Origin of the sequence: Micromonospora sediminicola (genome assembly GCF_900089585.1) — a bacterium.
Lineage (GTDB): Bacteria > Actinomycetota > Actinomycetes > Mycobacteriales > Micromonosporaceae > Micromonospora > Micromonospora sediminicola.
Map to the genome: position 1 here is coordinate 407,055 of NZ_FLRH01000003.1, position 17,372 is coordinate 424,426.

The 17,372-nt window shown below is 71.7% G+C and carries 13 protein-coding genes; 5 read left to right on the top strand and 8 right to left on the bottom strand.

Going from position 1 to position 17,372, the window contains the following annotated elements:
- Positions 1–13: 13 nt before the first annotated feature.
- Complete coding sequence (locus GA0070622_RS02405; protein ID WP_091567714.1) at positions 14–1,630, bottom strand: protein kinase family protein; 1,617 nt, start codon at positions 1,628–1,630, stop codon at positions 14–16.
- Positions 1,631–2,043: 413 nt separating this feature from the next.
- A complete protein-coding gene (murJ, locus tag GA0070622_RS02410; protein ID WP_091576777.1) occupies positions 2,044–3,789 on the bottom strand; it encodes a murein biosynthesis integral membrane protein MurJ in 1,746 nt (581 codons plus the stop codon).
- Between the two features lie 133 nt (positions 3,790–3,922).
- Here murJ and GA0070622_RS02415 point away from each other — a divergent pair, with 133 nt between their 5' ends.
- On the top strand, positions 3,923–5,383 hold the full coding sequence (locus GA0070622_RS02415; RefSeq protein WP_091567719.1) for a CCA tRNA nucleotidyltransferase: 1,461 nt from the start codon (positions 3,923–3,925) through the stop codon (positions 5,381–5,383).
- A 180-nt stretch (positions 5,384–5,563) separates the two neighbouring features.
- Positions 5,564–7,600 (top strand): S8 family serine peptidase, encoded by a 2,037-nt coding sequence (locus GA0070622_RS02420; RefSeq protein ID WP_091567724.1) that lies wholly within the window; start codon positions 5,564–5,566, stop codon positions 7,598–7,600.
- A 60-nt stretch (positions 7,601–7,660) separates the two neighbouring features.
- Here GA0070622_RS02420 and GA0070622_RS02425 read toward each other — a convergent pair whose 3' ends face one another.
- The 4 genes from GA0070622_RS02425 to GA0070622_RS02440 are packed head-to-tail and all read right to left on the bottom strand — an operon-like array spanning position 7,661 to position 11,383.
- Positions 7,661–9,166, bottom strand: a complete 1,506-nt coding sequence (locus GA0070622_RS02425) for a flotillin family protein (protein ID WP_091567728.1) — start codon at positions 9,164–9,166, stop codon at positions 7,661–7,663.
- Positions 9,167–9,191: 25 nt separating this feature from the next.
- A complete protein-coding gene (locus GA0070622_RS02430) occupies positions 9,192–9,734 on the bottom strand; it encodes a hypothetical protein (protein WP_091567732.1) in 543 nt (180 codons plus the stop codon).
- 42 nt (positions 9,735–9,776) lie between these two features.
- On the bottom strand, positions 9,777–10,877 hold the full coding sequence (locus tag GA0070622_RS02435) for a TolB family protein (protein ID WP_091567735.1): 1,101 nt from the start codon (positions 10,875–10,877) through the stop codon (positions 9,777–9,779).
- Positions 10,874–11,383: a SigE family RNA polymerase sigma factor gene (locus tag GA0070622_RS02440; RefSeq protein WP_245666104.1), complete on the bottom strand. Its 510-nt coding sequence runs from the start codon at positions 11,381–11,383 to the stop codon at positions 10,874–10,876. Before GA0070622_RS02440 ends, GA0070622_RS02435 begins: the two co-directional genes overlap by 4 nt.
- Before the next feature lie 67 nt (positions 11,384–11,450).
- On the opposite strand from GA0070622_RS02440, the gene GA0070622_RS02445 reads away from it, so the two are divergent.
- Positions 11,451–11,930 (top strand): methylated-DNA--[protein]-cysteine S-methyltransferase, encoded by a 480-nt coding sequence (locus tag GA0070622_RS02445; protein ID WP_091567744.1) that lies wholly within the window; start codon positions 11,451–11,453, stop codon positions 11,928–11,930.
- A 63-nt stretch (positions 11,931–11,993) separates the two neighbouring features.
- Here the strand turns inward: GA0070622_RS02445 and GA0070622_RS02450 are convergent, their stop codons facing one another.
- Both GA0070622_RS02450 and GA0070622_RS02455 read right to left on the bottom strand, forming a co-directional pair.
- Positions 11,994–13,073, bottom strand: coding sequence for an inositol-3-phosphate synthase (locus GA0070622_RS02450; RefSeq protein WP_091567747.1), 1,080 nt, complete (start codon positions 13,071–13,073; stop codon positions 11,994–11,996).
- Positions 13,074–13,096: 23 nt separating this feature from the next.
- Positions 13,097–13,735 (bottom strand): PadR family transcriptional regulator, encoded by a 639-nt coding sequence (locus tag GA0070622_RS02455; RefSeq protein ID WP_091567752.1) that lies wholly within the window; start codon positions 13,733–13,735, stop codon positions 13,097–13,099.
- A gap of 174 nt (positions 13,736–13,909) precedes the next feature.
- Here GA0070622_RS02455 and GA0070622_RS02460 point away from each other — a divergent pair, with 174 nt between their 5' ends.
- Positions 13,910–14,356 (top strand): DUF5318 domain-containing protein, encoded by a 447-nt coding sequence (locus tag GA0070622_RS02460; RefSeq protein ID WP_091567755.1) that lies wholly within the window; start codon positions 13,910–13,912, stop codon positions 14,354–14,356.
- 194 nt (positions 14,357–14,550) lie between these two features.
- The gene (locus tag GA0070622_RS02465; protein ID WP_091567760.1) at positions 14,551–17,370 is read left to right on the top strand and encodes a transglycosylase domain-containing protein; all 2,820 of its coding nucleotides are present in this window, start codon (positions 14,551–14,553) and stop codon (positions 17,368–17,370) included.
- Positions 17,371–17,372 lie beyond the last annotated feature (2 nt).

Here is a 17,372-nt window from a genome sequence, read left to right on the forward strand (position 1 = left end):
CACGGCGGACGGATCACGAGCCCTGGACCGTGATCTCCTGGACCCCGAGCTTCCACCCGCTGCCGTCGTCCTTCTTCGGCAGCTCGGTGACCCAGAAGAGGAGGTACTGGTACTTCTGGCTCGGGTCGAAGCCGTTGAACGTCATCGTGGTGCCGTCGTGGTCCTCGAACGGCTGCCCGATCACGGTCGGGTACGCCGCGACGAGGTCCTTGTCGCCCTTGGAGGTGGACGGGAACTCACCGTTGGTGCCGGCGCGCAGCTCGGCCGACGCGCCGGTGGACGACAGGCTGGCCTGGAGCGACTTGACCGTGTGCGGAGCACCGAGGTCGATCCAGATTCCCATGCCCTTCTTGAGGCCACCGAACTTGCCGTTGTTCCGGTAGGTCTGGGTCTCCCAGCCCTCGTCGTCGTTGCCGTCCATGACCTTCTCGGCGTCGCGCACCTCGGCGCGGTCCCCGCTGTCCGGGTCGATCACCCGGACGTCCTGGATGGTGAGCTTGCGGACCGGTGCGGCGGCCTCGCTGCTGCCTCCGCCGGCGGGCGCGCTGCTGGACGGCTGGGCCACCGGCTCCTTGTCGCCGTCGTCCCCGCCACCGAGGGCGTTGACGCCGATGAGCAGCCCGATCAGGGCGACCGCCAGGAGGCCGGCGATGCCCATGGCCACCCGGCGTCCGCCGGCGGCGGCCAGCGGCGACGGCTCCTCGCCGGGGTCGGCGGTGAAGCGCAGCGGGCCGGCCTGCTCCAGGAACTGCTCGTCGGCCGGGATGTCCAGCCGGCTCAGCTCGGCCGCCAGCACGTCCGACGAGGGCGGGGCGATCTCCGGGTCGAGCAGGTCCATGGTGAGGTCGTCGAGGTAGGCCGGCACGCCGGCGCGTACCTGCCGGGGCGCGGCGATGGCGCCGCTGGCGTCCCGGACGGCGTCCGGCAGGGCGGCCCGGCCGTGCCCGGCCGTGGCGCCGTGCAGCGGGGCCTCGCCGTGCGGCCAGTGCCCGGTGAGGGCGAAGTAGAGCACCCCGCCGACGGCCCGCAGATCGCTCTCCTGGCTGTCCGCCCCGTCGGTGCGCGCGTCGGCCAGGACCACCCGGCCGTCGTCGCTGATCATCACGGTGCCGGGGTGGAGGTTGCCGTGCACCATGCCGGTGGCGTGGACGGCGGCGAGGGCGCTGGCGACGGCGTTGCCGATCGCGGTGGCCCGGGTCGGGTCCATCGGGCCGTCGGCGGCGACGATCTCGCGCAGCGACTGCCCGTCCACCCACTCGCGGACCACGTACGCCCGGTCGTCCTCGTCGATCGCGTCATAGACGCCGACCAGGTTGGGGTGGATGACCCGGCTCGCCGCGACCGCGGCCTGGAGCATCTCGGTGGCGGAGTCGCCACCCGGGTAGCGGAGGACCACCGCGACGGGACGGCGCAGGATGACGTCGACCCCGCGCCAGACCAGCCGGCCCGCGCTGTCGTTGTTGATGTGCTCGACCAGCTCGTAGCGCTCGGCGAGGAGCTCACCGACCGAGGGAGCACCGAAGGTCACGACCGCAGGAGAGGTTTCCTCCGCTTCCTGACCCTCGCCGACCTGGGTCACCCGTCCTCCCTCGGTGATCGTGTCGATCGATGGACCCGTGTTGCTGGGCATGTGTTTCCCGCTCTGGCCTCGGTGGAACCGGCACGCCGGCGCCGACGCCCACGTCGGCACCTGCCGTACCCGTCGAGAGCGACCTTACCCGGGATGCCCGGTTCTCCGACATGTCATCTTCCCGCTGTGGCCGGTGGGAAGCCAGTCAGCGCGGTTCCGAACAGGTCGGAACACCCGCGCCGGCGCCCGACCCGGACACGCACCGCCAATCTAGAGGTTGACGGCAAGTAGCCGACGCAGGGGCCGTACCGGTGTGGCGGCCGGTCAGTTTCCCGGCTCCGGCCTGGGCACCCTCGTCCGTACGGTTGGTTGTCCACAGGCCGAGAGGCCCACTGGACGGCGGAATTCCGAGTTATCCACAGCCGTATCCCCAGCCTGGTGATCCTCGTTCACCGTCGGTCACCGGCGGCGTGTCAGCGCCCGAGTCGCCGCCGGACCATCCCGACCACCTCGGTGATCTCGCCGATCCGCAGCAGCATGGCCAGCCCGAGGTAGGTCGCGCCGATCGCCGCGCCGCCGATCACCAACTGGACCGCGGCGGCGGCCCAGCTCAGGTCCGCCGGGTCGCCGGGGAGCACCGCCACCACGAGCACGCCGACCAGCGCCGCACCCAGCGCGGCCACCACCACCCGACCCAGCGTCCGCATGATCCGGCCCAGCCCGATCCGGCCCACGCGGGGCCGCAGCAGTATCGCCGAGATGATCGCCGCGGCCAGGTACGACACCGCGTTGCCGAGCATCATCCCGGCCGCCGCGAACGTGTTTGAGAAGAGCAGGAAGAGGCCCACCTGGAGCAGGACACGCAGGATCACCACCGGGATGTTGACCAGGGCCGGGGTGCGGGTGTCCGGCAGCGCGTAGAAGGCGAACGTGAAGAGCTGGCTGACCGCGAACGGCACCAGGCCGAGCGCCGCCACCAGCAGCACGGTCGAGGTGGCCACCGCGTTGTCGCCGGTGAACGCGCCGTAGCGGAACACCACCACGGAGATCGGGGCGGCCAGCACCGCGTAGCAGACCGCGATGGGCGCGAGCACCGCGCTGACCATCCGGGTGCCCCGGGACAGGTCGGCGGTGACGTCGCCGAACCGGTTCTCGGCGGCGGCCGCGCTCATCCGGGGCATCAGCGCGGTGATGATCGAGACGGCGATGATGCCGTGCGCCATCATCAGCAGCAGGAAGACGTTGTTGTAGATCAGCAGGCCGGCGTTGTCGCCGCCGGCGGCGCGGGTGAGCAGGTTGACCACCACGAAGAGGCCGAGCTGGTTGACCCCGACGTAGCAGAACATCCAGCCGCCGAGCCGGGCCAGCTCGCTCAGGCCGAGGGCGCGGAAGTCGAACCGCCACTTCCAGCGGAAGCCGACCTTGCGCAGCGCCGGCAGCAGGCCGGCGGTCTGCACGGCCACTCCGAGCAGCGTGCCGCCGCCGATCAGCAGGATGCGGTCCCAACCCATCTCGCCGGGCTGGATGATCTTGGCGCCGAAGACCGCGATGTAGAGCGCGCAGACGCCGATGACCACGAGGTTGTTCAGGATCGGCGCCCACATCGGGGCGGCGAAGTGCCCGCGCGTGTTCAGCACCGCGGCGATCAGCGCGCTCACGCCGGTGAAGAACAGCATCGGCAGCATCAGGTAGGACAGGCCGGTGACGAGGCCCTGGTAGTTGTCGTCCTTGCCGCCCGCGTAGATGGAGGTCAGCACCGGCGCCCCGACCATGGCGATCAGCGCGACGGCGGCCAGCGCCAGCACGGCCAGCGTGAGCAACCGCTGGGAGTATGCCTCGCCCCGGTCCGGGTCGGCCTTGCGTCGCCGGACCAGCACCGGGATCAGCACGCTGGTGAGCACGCCGCCGAGCAGGAACTCGTAGACCTGGTTCGGCAGGAAGATGGCGGTGGTGAACGCGTCACCGACCAGCGCGCCGCCCAACGCCGCACCGATCATGAGGTTGCGGATGAAGCCCGTGCCCCGACTGACCAGGCTGCCGACCGCCATCACCGCGCTGTTCGCGGCGGCGCTGGTCTCGCCGACCACCTCCTGCGGCGGCGCGACCGACTCGACGCCGGGCTGGTTCAGCGGCTCCGCCGAGATGAAGGTCGCGCCGTCGTCCGGCGGCAGGCCGCCGTCGTGCGCGTTCGCGCTGCGGTAGAGCCCGCCGCCGCTCATCTCCACAGCCTCCAAGGGGTACGCCGGAACCGGGCCCCGCCGGCCCCGCACAACCGGAACCTTAGTCAACCTCGACCCGTTACCCGCGCCCGGCGCGGTCGATCCACCCCCGGCCCGATAGGCTGGCGCTCCCATGTCCGAAGCCTCCGCCTCCGCCGCCGCCGACCGCCGTGAGCTGACCGCCGCACAGCGCAACGCCGTCGCCGAGCTGCTCCGCGTCTCCCCGGTCGCCGACGAGCTGGGTCGGCGGTTCGCCCGGGCCGGTCACGAACTGCACCTGGTGGGCGGATCGGTCCGCGACGCGCTGCTCGGCCGGCTCGGCAACGACCTCGACTTCTGCACCGACGCGCACCCGGACGACACCGTCCGGATCATCCGGGGCTGGGCCGAGTCGATCTGGGAGACCGGGCGGGAGTTCGGCACCATCGCCTGCCAGCGCGACGGCCTCAACCTGGAGATCACCACGTTCCGCGCGGAGGTCTACGACCAGGTCAGCCGCAACCCGGTGGTGCAGTACGGCACCAGCCTGACCGAGGACCTGAAGCGCCGCGACTTCACCGTGAACGCGATGGCCGTGAGCCTGCCGGACCACCGGTTCACCGACCCGTACGGCGGCCTGGCCGACCTGGCCGCCAAGGTCATCCGTACCCCCGGCACGCCGCAGGAGTCGTTCCGCGACGACCCCCTGCGGATGCTGCGGGCGGCCCGGTTCGCCGCCCAGCTGCGCTTCGCCGTCCACCCGGACGTCCGGGCGGCGATGACCCGGATGGCGACGGACCTGGACCGGATCACCGCCGAGCGGATCCGCGACGAGTTCACCAAGCTGCTCTGCGGCGCCGACCCGATCACCGGGCTGCGGCTGCTGGTCGACACCGGCCTGGCCGAGCGCTTCCTGCCCGAGCTGACCGGCCTGAAGCTCACCATCGACGAACACGCCCAGCACAAGGACGTCTACGAGCACACGCTCACCGTGGTCAGCAACGCCATGTCGCTGGAGGAGGACGGCTGCGACTTCGTGCTGCGGATGGCCGCGCTGATGCACGACGTCGGCAAGCCGGCCACCAAGGCGGTCGGCTCGGACGGCCGGGTCAGCTTCCACCACCACGAGGTGGTCGGCGCCCGGCTGACCAAGGCCCGGATGAAAGCGATGCGCTACTCCAAGGAGATCACCTCCCAGGTGGTCAAGCTGGTCGGGCTGCACCTGCGCTTCTACGGCTACGGCCGGGGCGAGTGGACCGACTCGGCGGTGCGCCGTTACGTCACCGACGCCGGTGACCTGCTGTCCCGGCTGCACAAGCTCACCCGGTCCGACTGCACCACCCGAAACCGGCGCAAGGCGGCCCAGCTCGCGGCCGACTACGACGCGCTGGAGGAGCGCATCGCCCGGATCGCCGCCGAGGAGGACCTGGCCCGGGTCCGGCCCGACCTGGACGGCAACGCGATCATGGAGCTGCTCGGCGTGCCGCCCGGGCCGGTGGTCGGCCGGGCCTGGCAGCACCTGAAGGAGCTGCGCCTGGAGCGCGGGCCGCTGGACCGTGACGAGGCGGAGGCGGAGCTGCTGCGGTGGGCACGCGCCGAGGGCATCGTCGGCTGACCCTCCGGCGGAGAAACGACGACGATACGCCGGCGTGTCGACCGAACGGTTGACGCGTTCCGGTCGATGTCTCCCGCATGATGTTGGTCATCACCAGCCCCCCGGATCGACGGGCGCGGCTGTCCTGATCACATCCGCCCGTCCGATCCGGACGGTCGCTGGACACGGGGAGACAATTCGGTGTCACGTTCCGGCGCGCTGCGCCGCTCCGCGCTGGTGGGGCTCGCCCTCACCTCCGCCACCTCGATCATCTGCGCCGCCACCGGCGGCACCGCCTCGGCCGACCCGGCCGACGCGAAGCGGGCCCCGGTCCGGGGCGCCGACACGCCCGGCGCCGTGCCCGGCCGCTACATCGTCGTCCTGAAGGACGGCAAGGCCACGCCGGCCAAGGTGAAGTCCGCCGCGTCGGCGCTCGCCGGGGAGCACGGCGGCTCCGTCCGCCGGGTCTTCGGCAAGGCGCTGCACGGCTACTCGGCCGCCATGGACCGCCGGCAGGCCGAGCGCCTCGCCGCCGACCCGGACGTCGCGTACGTGCAGCAGGTCCAGCGCTACACGGCCACCGACACCCAGACCACCCCGCCGTGGGGCCTGGACCGCCTCGACCAGCTCAAGGCCAAGACCGACGGCAAGTACACCTACTCGTCGACCGGCGCCGGGGTGACCGCGTACGTCATCGACACCGGCATCGACATCGACCACCAGGACTTCGGCGGACGGGCCAGCAACGGCTACGACGCGGTCGAGTCCGACGACGTCGCGCAGGACTGCGACGGGCACGGCACGCACGTGGCCGGCACCATCGGCGGCACCACCTACGGCGTGGCCAAGAAGGTCAAGCTCGTCGCCGTCCGGGTGCTCGACTGTGAGGGCAACGGCACCACCGAGGGCGTGATCGCCGGCATCGACTGGGTCACCGGTCACGCCAGCGGCCCGTCCGTGGCGAACATGAGCCTCGGCGGTGACAACGACCCGGCCCTCAACGACGCGGTGGCCCGCTCCATCGCCTCCGGCATCACCTACGCGGTAGCGGCCGGCAACAGCTGGACCGACGCCTGCGGCTCCTCGCCGGCGAACGTGCCGGCCGCCATCACGGTCGGCGCCACCGACCGGCTGGACATGCGCGCCTGGTTCTCCAACTACGGCCCCTGCCTGGACACGTTCGCGCCGGGCGCGGGCATCGTCTCGGCGAAGGCCGGCACCACCTCCGGCTCGACGTCCATGAGCGGCACCTCGATGGCGTCCCCGCACGTGGCGGGCGCCGCCGCGCTGCTGCTGGAGGACCACCCCACCTGGACGCCGAAGCAGGTGCGCGACTCCGTCGTCACCACCGGCATCGGCGGCGCGGTGCACGACACCATGGGCTCGCTCGACCGGCTGCTGCACCTCGGCACGGTCCCCACGGCCCGCGGCTCGTACGCCCTCAAGGCCCGGGTCAACGGCCGCTACGTGGTCGCCGAGAGCGCCGGGGCGAAGCCGCTGATCGCCCGCGGGACCGCCATCGGCGCCTGGGAGAAGTTCGACGTGGTCGACGCGGGTGGAGGCCTCTTCGGCCTGCGGGCCCGGGTCACCAACAAGTTCGTGACGGCGGAGAGCGCCGGCGCGAAGCCGCTGATCGCCCGCTCGGCCACCATCGGCGCCTGGGAGAAGTTCCAGATCGTCGACAACATCGACGGCACGATCAGCCTCAAGGCCTCGGTCAACGGCCGGTACGTCACCGCGCCGAGCACCACCTCCCCGCTGATCGCCAGCAAGACCACCATCGGCACCGCCGAGAAGTTCGACTTCGACGCCCCGGCCCCGATCGTCGGTGTCAAGGCGGTCGTCAACGGCAAGTTCGTGACGGCGGAGAGCGCCGGCGCGAAGCCGCTGATCGCCCGCTCGGCCACCGTGGGCGACTGGGAGAAGTACGAGGTGGTCAGCGTCGGTGACGGCTTCTTCGGCCTGAAGGCGCTGATCAACGGCAAGTTCGTGGCGGCGGAGAGCGCCGGCGCGAAGCCGCTGATCGCCCGCTCCACCTCGATCGGGCCGTGGGAGGCGTTCGACTTCCTCGACTACAACGCCGACGGCTCGGTCTACCTGCGGGCCAACGCCAACGGCAAGGCGGTCACCGCGGGCAGCACCGGCACCAGCCAGCTCATCGCCGGCCGCGTCATCGACTGGGAGAGCGAGACCCTCGGTCTGGGCGCCGGCGAGAAGTTCGTCGTCAGCGTGCTCTGACCCGTACCACCACACGGCGCCCGCCGGCTCCCTTCGGGGAACCGGCGGGCGCCGTCGTCGTCACGGGGTGACGGTGCTGCCGTCCACGGTGTTCTTGCCGTTGGTGTGTGCGCTGCCCAGCCGCGCCAGCAGCCCGGCCAGGTCGATGCCGGTCAGGTCGCTGCCGAGCTGGAGGCCCTGGGCGACGTTGCCGGCCACCGACTTGGTCAGCGACGACGCGCCGTCGGTGGAGATGACGGTCATCTTGTCGATCGCGCCGATCGGGGCGCTCGCCGCGCCGACCACCTCGGGCAGCACCTTGACCAGCAGGTCCAGGACCGCGGCCTCGCCGTACGCGGCGAACGCCTCGGCCTTGCGGGCCATCGCGTCGGCCTCCGCCTGGCCCCGGGCGAGGATGGCCGCGGCCTCGGCCTGGCCCTCCCGCTCGACCGCCTCGGCGATCGCGGACCGGCGGCGCTGCTCCGCCTCACCTTCCTTGGCGCCCTCGATCGCGTTCGCCTCGGCGAGCGCGGCGCGCCGGGCCCGCTCACCCTCACCGGTCAGCCGGGACTGCTCGGCGACGGCCTGGGCGGCGGCGATGGTGGCCTGCCGCTCGGCGTCGGCGCGCAGCACCGCCGCGTTGCGGGCCGCCTCGGCCTCCTGCTCCACCTTGTACCGCTGGGCGTCGGCCGGCTTGCGCACCTCGGTGTCGAGCTGGCGCTGCTTGAGTTCGGCGTTGCGCTCGGCCACCTTCTGCTGCTCGGAGAGGATCGCCTGGTCCCGCTCGGCCTGGGCGAGCGGCCCGGCCGCGGCCGACCGTGCCTTCGCCGCGTCGATCTCGGCCTGGATGCCGGCCTGCTTGAGCGACAGGTTCCGGTTCGCCTCGGCGATCGCCTCCTCGGCGAGCAGCCGCTCCTGCTCGGCGGCCTGGCGGGCCCGGGCCTCGGCGATGGCGGCGTCCTTGAGCACCCGGGCGGCCTCCGGCCGGCCCAGGTCGGCCAGGTAGGAGCCCTCGGCCAGGATGTCCTGGAGCTGGAACGTGTCCAGCACCAGGCCCTGGTTGGTCATCGAGTGCTCGGCCTCCTCGGCGACCGCGCTGGCGAACGCGGCCCGGTCCCGGATGACCTCCTCGACGGTGAGCCGACCGACGATCGAGCGCAGCGCGCCGGCCAGCACCTCGCGGGTGAAGTTGTCGATCTCGTCCTGCTGGTGCAGGAACCGCTGCGCGGCGGCCCGGATCGCGTCCTCGGTGCCGCCGACCTTGACGATCGCGACGCCGTGCAGGTCGGCGCGGATGCCCTGCTTGCTCACCGCGCCCCGGATGCCGACGTCGATCCGCCGGCTGGACAGGTCGAGGGACTGCAGCTTCTGCACCACCGGCAGGACGAAGACCGAGGCGCCGAGCACGACCTTCTGCCCGGACATGTCGGTGGAGCGCTGGCCGTCGGCGGTCTGGGTGGTCCGGCCCTTGCGACCGGTGACGATGAAGGCCTCGTTCGGCCCGGCCACCTTGATCCGGGAGAGCACGAAGAGGACGAGCAGGACGGCGAGGAGGACCGCGCCGCCGATGGCGACGAGCAGGGGCATGGGGGTTCCCGTCTGTGCTGAGGGATCAGTAGGTCTCGACGTGCACGCTGGTCTCGCTGAGCGCTTCGACCACGAAGATGCGGGCGCCGATCGGGATCGGTCGGTCGGCTCGGGCGTTGAGCTTCACCGGCTGCCCGGCGAGGCGTACCCGGACCTCGCCGTAACCGCCGGTCGGGATCGGCGTGACCACCAGGCCGATCGCGCCGGCCAGGTGGTCGCGGGTGGGGGTGGGGTCCGTGCGCATGGTGCGGGCCGCGCGGCTCAACCGGGCCGCCAGCCAGGCGGTGGGCACGGCGGCGAGCGCGCCGCCGGCCGCCGCCACCGCGATCATCCCGGAGGTACGCCCTCCGAGCAGCTCGTTGACGATCGCGGCGCCGAACCCGAACGCCCCGGTGAACCCGGCGACCGCCTCCAGCGACACCGGGCCGTCGACGTCCGGGTGGCCCAGGTGCAGCACTCCCGAGCCGAGCAGGGCCAGCGTCAGCACGCCGACCCCGGCTCCGCCGATGATCAGGAAGATGAGCGTCCCCGTGGCCACGACCTGCACGGTATCGACGTCGCGCAACATCGACTACGTGCAGCGAACGTCCAGCTTCCGTCGATCGACCGCTCAGCGCGGTGCGATCGTCACCTCCAGACCGACCAGTTGCTTCGGCAGCGGCTGGCGGACCAGTTCCCGGCCGGTGGTGTCGGCGAGCACGAAGTCGCCCGCGCCGAGCGGCCGACGGTAGAGCAACCGGTCGTCGGTCACCCAGGCGACGTCGGCGGTGGGCAGCGGGTTCACCACCCGGCCGGTCGCCGTCTCCACCAGCAGCGGCTCCTGCCGGCCCTGGACCACCACCAGCTTCCCGTCCGGTGACCAGGCGTCCGGACCGACCGGACCGCCCGGCATGTCGATCAGGCGGGTGGGTCGGCCGTCGTCGACCGACAGGAGCTGCACACCCTTGGCGAGGTCCCGGGGCCACGCCTCCGACTTCTGCCTGCTCAGCGTCAGGGCGACCTCCCGACCGTCGCGCGTCCAGGAGAACTCGCACCGGTCGGCGCACGGCCAGCCGAGCAGGCCCACCGGATGCGTCCTCTTCGTGCCGTCCAGGTCGAGCACGACGAAACCGAAGTGGTCGACCTGCTGACTGGTGAACAGCAGCCGCCGTCCGTCCGGGGACCAGCGTGGGGCGGTCAGCGCGCGGCCGACCTCGTACCAGCGGGTCTGTCCGGTGGCCAGGTCGAACAGGCCGATCTCCCGGGGGCGGTCGTCGTCCCGGACCGCGACGAGGGAACCGGTCGGCGCCGGGAAGATGCCGTCGTAGCGGTCGGTGGCGAAGTATCGGCCGCGTCCGCGGTCGAGCAGGAGTCCGCTACCGGAGCCGCCCGCCACCTGGGCTCGGGTGACCACCCAGTCGCCGGGCAGCACCAGCGGCCGCTGCGCCCAGTCCGCGCCGGGCACGGCTCGGAGCGCGGGCGAGGGGGTGACGGTGACCTGCGGCGTCGTGGGCGTGGTCGGCGGTGGGCCGGTGCGGGGGCGCAGCAGCACGAACGGCAGGGTCACCGCCACCACGGCGACCAGCGCGGCGGCGGCCGCCGCGACGCGCCGGCGCCGGCGCAGCCGGCGGCCCCGACCGAGCGCCCGCGACGCCAGGTCCGGCGCGGGCGCGGCGCCGTCGGCGAGGTCGCGTACGGCGCTGCGGAGCATCTCGTCCAGCGGCGAGTTCATCGGGTCACCTCCGAGCGGTCGGCCAGCTCGTCGAGCGCCGGCACGAGGTGCCGGAGCCGGGCCAGCGCCTTGGCGCTCTGGCTGGCCACGGTGCCGGGCCGGCAGCCGAGCAGCGCGGCGGTCCGCTCGACACTCAGGTCCTCCAGGTAGCGCAGCGTCAGCACGGCGCGCTGGCGTGGCGGCAGCGCGCGCAGCGCGTCGCGCAGCAGCAGTCGCAGGTCGCTGTCGTCGCCGGCCGCCGGCCGCTCCGGCAGCTCCGGCACCGGCACCTCCGCCCGTCGCGCCCGCCGTCGCCAGCCGGAGACCTGGTCGTGGTACAGGATCCGCTTCACGTACGGCTCCGCGTCGCCGCGGATCCGGGGCCACCGGGCGTACGCCTTGGCCAGCGCGTTCTGGAGCAGGTCCTCCGCCGCGTGCTGGTTTCCGGCGAGCGCGTACGCGACCCGCAGCAGGACCGCTCCGCGCTCGCTGACGAACGCGGTGAACTCCCGGTCGACCTCCGCCACCGTCCACCTCCGTCTCTCCGACGCCCGGGGTGGGGAAAACTTTGCCCGCCACGCGACAATGGGTGGCATGCGCTGGACCGTGCTCGACTCGCCGATCGGGGAGTTCTCCGTGGGGACCGACGACGACGCCGTGCGCGGCGCGCACTTCGGCCGGGTGGTGTCGGCGGCCGACGAGCCCGGCGACGACCTGGCCCGGCTGGCCGTGGCCGAGTTGCGGGCCTACTTCGCCGGTGAGCTGACCGAGTTCAGCGTGTCGGTGTCGGCGCCCCGGGGCTCGGAGTTCGAGCGCGCGGTCTGGCGGGAGATGACCCGCATCCCCTACGGCGAGACGACCACCTACGGCGAGGTGGCCCGGGCGCTCGGCGACCCGGGCGCGGCGCGGGCGGTCGGGGTGGCGTGCAACCGCAACCCGGTGCCGGTGATCGTGCCCTGTCACCGGATCGTCGGCGCGGGCGGCAAGCTGGTCGGCTTCGGCGGCGGGCTGCCGCGCAAGGTGACGCTGCTGGAGTTGGAGGCGGCCTCGGCGCTGCGGCGCGCCTGGTCCTGACGTACCGAAGAGGGAAGGCCGGGTCCGTGCGGACCCGGCCTTCCCTCGGTGTCGTTCAGCGCGTCAGCGCTCGACCTCGCCGGCGATGAACGCCTCGACGGCGGCGTGCGCGTCGTGGTCGGCGTACTGCTCCGGCGGGGACTTCATGAAGTAGGACGAGGCGGAGAGGATCGGGCCACCGATCTTCCGGTCCAGCGCGATCTTCGCGGCCCGGACGGCGTCGATGATGACACCGGCCGAGTTCGGCGAGTCCCACACCTCGAGCTTCAGCTCCGCGTTGAGCGGGGTGTCACCGAAGGAACGACCCTCCAGGCGGATGTACGCCCACTTGCGGTCGTCCAGCCACGGCACGTGGTCGGACGGGCCGATGTGCACGTCGCTCTTGCTCATCTCGTGCGGGATCTGGGAGGTGACCGACTGGGTCTTCGAGATCTTCTTCGAGACCAGGCGGTTGCGCTCCAGCATGTTCATGAAGTCCATGTTGCCGCCGAAGTTGAGCTGGTACGTGCGCAGCAGCTCGACCCCGCGGTCCTCGAAGAGCTTCGCCAGGGCGCGGTGCACGATGGTGGCGCCGACCTGGCTCTTGATGTCGTCACCCACGATCGGCAGGCCGGCGTCGGTGAACTTCTGCGCCCACTCCGGGTCGGAGGCGATGAAGACCGGCAGGGCGTTCACGAACGCGCAGCCGGCGTCGATCGCGGCCTGGGCGTAGAACTTGTCGGCCTGCTCGGAGCCCACCGGCAGGTAGGAGACGACCACGTCGACCTGCGCGTCGCGCAGCGCCTGCGCCACGTCGACCGGCTGGGCGTCCGACTCCTCGACGATCTCCCGGTAGTACTGGCCGAGACCGTCGAAGGTCGGCCCGCGCTGCACGGTCACGCCGGTCGGCGGGACGTCGCAGAGCTTGATCGTGTTGTTCTCGCTGGCGACGATCGCCTCCGCGAGGTCCATGCCCACCTTCTTGGCGTCCACGTCGAACGCCGCGACGAACTTCACGTCGGAGACGTGGTAGTCGCCGAAGGTGACGTGCATGAGACCCGGGACGCGGTCGTTCGGGTCGGCGTTCCGGTAGTACTCCACGCCCTGTACGAGGGACGAGGCGCAGTTACCCACACCGACGATGGCGACGCGGACGGAGCCCATAGCGTCTGCCTCCTTCTTCTTCATCACGGCCGCTCTGACCTGGACGTGCCAGGCGTGGGCGGGCTGTCGTTGTCTCCTCGGCCACCGGTCGTCCCGGGTCGCGGGGCGGTCGGGGCCCGGCCGGAGCGCTCGTTGGCGATGAGCTCCTCCAGCCAGCGGACCTCACGCTCACAGGCGTCGAGCCCGTGGCGTTGCAGTTCCAGGGTGTACGCGTCGAGACGCTCGGCTGCCCGGCCGAGCACGTCGCGAAGACCTTCGCGGCGTTCCTCGATCTTTCGACGACGACCTTCCAGGATCCGGAGCCGGGTGGCCTGGTCGGTCCGGGCGAAGAACGCGAAGTGCACGCCGAAGCCCGTGTCGTCGTACGTCTCGGGTCCAGCCTGCGCTATGAGCTGGGCGAAGCGTTCCTTGCCCTCCGCGGTAATGGTGTAGACCACCCGACCGCGTCGGCTGGTCAGCGCGGGAACCTCCTCGGCGGTCGCGGGTGTCTCGGCGGCTTCGGTGATCCATCCCGCCGCCTGCAGCCGGCGCAGGGTCGGGTATAGCGTGCCGTAGCTGATCGCCGCCCGGATGGCGCCGAGTTTGGCGGTCAACTCCTTGCGCAGCTCGTAGCCGTGCATCGGAGCCTCCTGGAGGAGGCCCAGGATGGCGAATTCGAGCACGGGCCATCCCTTCTTTCCCCCTGCGCGGAGCGCTAACCACCGCGATGTATCGGACCGATACATCGCACGGTAGCGGAGAGGGGTGGGCAGGGCAAACCCCGGGTTACGCGACATCGCCGTCACCGATGGTGACCATGGTCGCCTCGGTTAGCCGGAGCGCGTACCCTTTGCCGCATGCGTACGCAGCGCCAGGTCGTCGACTACTCGCTCCAGAAGCGGGCGGTGCTGCGTGAGCTCCTCGCCGGGCGGATCGGCACGTACGACGTCTGCGACGCCTCGCCGTACCTGAAGAACGCCGCCCGCTTCCACGGTGAGCCGACCGACCACCGCTGCCCGATCTGCCGCAGCGAGAACCTGATCCACGTCCACTACATTTACGGTGACGAACTCAAGCAGTCGGCCGGCCAGGCGCGTACCCGGGCTGAGTTGCCCGTCCTGGCCATGACGCTGCGTGAGTTCCAGGTGTTCGTGGTGGAGGTGTGCCCCGGCTGCGACTGGAACCATCTCGTCGAGCAGTTCCTGCTCGGCCGGGACGGTCTCGCGGGCGAGGCGGAGGACGCGGGCGAGTCGGTCGCGGCCAACGGCTCCACCCCTCGGCGAAGGCGAGAGGCGCAACGGTGAACGCGGCTGTCCCGACCGCTGCCGGCCCGGTGACCGGGCGGCACGAGCGACAGCCATTAAGCGTAATTGGTCCGATTAGGTCGGATTTGACGGGCGTACGCTGGCACGGCCGGCAGGTAACGTCCCGTGTTCCAGCTCACGGCAACCCGGTGGTGGCGCCCCCGCGCCCCACCGCGACCGGCAGGGTGTGAGGAATGAACTACGGCGATCCCAGTTCTTCGCGTGGGCGGGCCCAGATCCCGGGCCCGAACGGCGACCCCGGTTCCGAGCGGAGTCCGCGCGGGAACGGTTGGTCCGGCGCACCGGAGGGTGGCGCCTCGGCGCGCGCCTCGGTGACACCGCGCGGCACCGGCGGCCGGGCCTCGGTCGGTGGCGCCGCGCCGGCACCGCGTGGTGCCTCGGGCTCGGCCTCGGTGGGCCGGGCCGGCGCGGGCCGGGCCTCGGTGCCGGTCTCGCCGGCTCCCGGCGCGCCCGGGCGCGCGGGCCGGGCGTCCGTGCCGATCTCCCCGGCCGGTCCGGCCGGCCGCGCCTCGGTGGGCGCGGCGAGCGTCGGCGGCGCCGGGCGGGCGAGTGTCGGGGCGGCGTCGATCGGCGGCCGGGCCCCGGTGTCCGGCTTCTCCGGCGGTGGCCCGGTCGGGCCCGGTGGCCCGGGTGGACCGAACGGCCCCGGCCGCTCCGGCCGGGGCGGCCGCGGTGGTGACCCGGCGCAGGCGAAGAAGCGGCGGCGGATCAACATCCTGATCGCCGGCTTCGCGGTGTTCATCATGCTCGCCGGCATCGGCGTGGTCAGCTTCACCTGGTACTCGCAGGGAGTGCCGCTCCCGCAGGACACCATCCCGCCGCTGTCGACCACCATCTACGACTCGAGCGGCAAGTCGCCCATCGCCCGGATCGGCGACCAGAACCGCCAGCTGGTCACCATCGACCAGATCCCGGAGCACGTCCAGCACGCGGTCGCCGCGGCCGAGGACCGGAACTTCTACCGGCACTCCGGCGTGGACTACAAGGGCATCACCCGGGCCGCCTGGAACAACCTCACCGGCGGCGACAAGCAGGGCGCCTCGACGATCACCCAGCAGTACGCGCGCAACGCGTTCGACAACCTGAACCAGGACACGTACGGCCGGAAGGTCAAGGAGGCGATCCTCGCCTCCAAGCTGAACGACCGCTACGACAAGCCGACGATCATGCAGCACTACCTGAACGTCATCTACTTCGGCCGCGGCGCCTACGGCATCCAGTCGGCGGCCCGGACGTACTTCGGCAAGGACGTCAAGAGCCTGACGGTGGCCGAGGGCGCGGTGCTGGCGGCGCTGATCAAGCAGCCCGAGCCGAGCGCCTCGCACCAGGGTTACGACCCGGCGATCAACCCGCAGGCCGCGCTGGACCGGTGGAACTACGTCATCAACGGCATGATCAGTGAGAAGTGGCTGGACGCGCCGAACATGCCGGAGCACCCCACCGAGTATCCGACCAAGTCGCTGCAGAAGCCGACCAAGAACAGCGCCGGTGGCTTCGGCATCGACACGCCGTACGGCAACGTCGTCAACTACGTCTCGCAGGAGCTGCGCGAGATGAACCTGTGCACCGACAACGAGGCCGAGGCGACCGACGCCAAGCCGCTCTGCTCCAAGGCGCTCAGCCGTGGCGGTTACAAGATCACCACCACGATCGACCGGAAGATGCAGGAGGCGGCGCTCGACGCGGCCCAGCGGGCCCGGAAGGGATCCGAACTCTCCGGGCAACGAGAGAACCTGATGGCGGCCGTGGTGTCGATCGACCCGAAGACCGGTCGGGTGCTCGCCTACTACGGCGGCGACAACGGCACCGGCACCGACTACGCCGGCAAGAACGTCGAGAACGGTGTGGTCAGCGGCGGCCACTCGCCGGGTTCGAGCTTCAAGATCTACACGCTGGCGGCGGCGCTGAAGGCCGGCATCTCGATCAAGTCGCGGTGGAAGGGCTCGGCGTTCACCCCGAAGGACACCAAGTTCAAGGTGAGTAACGCCGGCGCGGACAAGGTGTCCTGCGGCGACTCCTGCACCCTCGAACTGTCCACGCTCAAGTCGCTGAACGTGCCGTTCTACTACATCACCGAGAAGATCGGTCCGGACAAGGTGCTCGACATGGCCAAGCAGGCCGGCGTCACCACCATGTGGCAGACCGACACCAACCCGGCCAAGGCCCACGACCTGACCGAGGCCGACCCGAAGGACCTGGCCCCGAACCCGTTCTTCCACGTGATCGGCTACGGCCAGTACCCGATCACCGTGCTCGACCACGCCAACGGCGTCGCCACGTTCGCCAACCAGGGCATCTACAACAAGGCGCACTTCATCCGGAAGGTCGAGAAGCAGAATCCGGTGACCGGCAAGTGGGACCTGGTCGGCGCCGAGAAGCTGAAGGGGCAGCGGCGGATCGACAAGGACATCGTCGCCGACGTGACCTCCGTGCTGGAGCAGTACCCGGCGCAGGTGAACCACCGGCTCGACGACGGACGCAAGGCCGCCGAGAAGACCGGCACCTGGGAACTCGGCGACGGCAGCACCGACAACGGCGACGCCTGGATGATCGGCTACACGCCGCAACTCGCCACCGCCGTCTGGGTCGGCAACAAGGGCGCCCGTAAGGCGATCAAGTACAAGAACGGTACGAGCATCAGCGGCGCCAAGATGCCCGGTGACATCTTCGAGCGCTTCATGAACGCCGCGCTCAAGGGGGAGAAGAAGGAAGACTTCCCGCCCGCGGCGAACGTCGGCAAGGACGACACCGGCAACGGCGAGGCGCCCCCGCCGCCGCCCACCCAGCCGGGTCAGCCCGGCGGCCCGGGCTGCGACCCGCTGGGCCTGTTCTGCCCCGGTGGCACCCCCGGTGGGGGCACCCCCGGCGGCGGCAACCCGGGCGGTGGCGGCGACCAGGGCGGCGGTGGCAACCCCGGTGGGGGTGGCTTCCCCGGTGGCGGCGGTGGTGGCGGGTTGCTCCCGAGCACACCACCGACGCGACAGACCAACTGACG

Excerpts from the sequence above, each read along its gene's own strand:
- GA0070622_RS02425 (WP_091567728.1), bottom strand. The coding sequence starts at position 9,166 with ATGCCCCTGCTCGTCGCCATCGGCGGCGCGGTCCTCCTCGCCGTCCTG.
- GA0070622_RS02405 (WP_091567714.1), bottom strand. The coding sequence starts at position 1,630 with ATGCCCAGCAACACGGGTCCATCGATCGACACGATCACCGAGGGAGGA.
- GA0070622_RS02435 (WP_091567735.1), bottom strand. The coding sequence starts at position 10,877 with ATGAACTCGCCGCTGGACGAGATGCTCCGCAGCGCCGTACGCGACCTC.
- murJ (WP_091576777.1), bottom strand. The coding sequence starts at position 3,789 with ATGAGCGGCGGCGGGCTCTACCGCAGCGCGAACGCGCACGACGGCGGC.
- GA0070622_RS02460 (WP_091567755.1), top strand. The coding sequence starts at position 13,910 with ATGCGTACGCAGCGCCAGGTCGTCGACTACTCGCTCCAGAAGCGGGCG.
- GA0070622_RS02430 (WP_091567732.1), bottom strand. The coding sequence starts at position 9,734 with ATGTTGCGCGACGTCGATACCGTGCAGGTCGTGGCCACGGGGACGCTC.
- GA0070622_RS02415 (WP_091567719.1), top strand. The coding sequence starts at position 3,923 with ATGTCCGAAGCCTCCGCCTCCGCCGCCGCCGACCGCCGTGAGCTGACC.
- GA0070622_RS02465 (WP_091567760.1), top strand. The coding sequence starts at position 14,551 with ATGAACTACGGCGATCCCAGTTCTTCGCGTGGGCGGGCCCAGATCCCG.
- GA0070622_RS02445 (WP_091567744.1), top strand. The coding sequence starts at position 11,451 with ATGCGCTGGACCGTGCTCGACTCGCCGATCGGGGAGTTCTCCGTGGGG.
- GA0070622_RS02450 (WP_091567747.1), bottom strand. The coding sequence starts at position 13,073 with ATGGGCTCCGTCCGCGTCGCCATCGTCGGTGTGGGTAACTGCGCCTCG.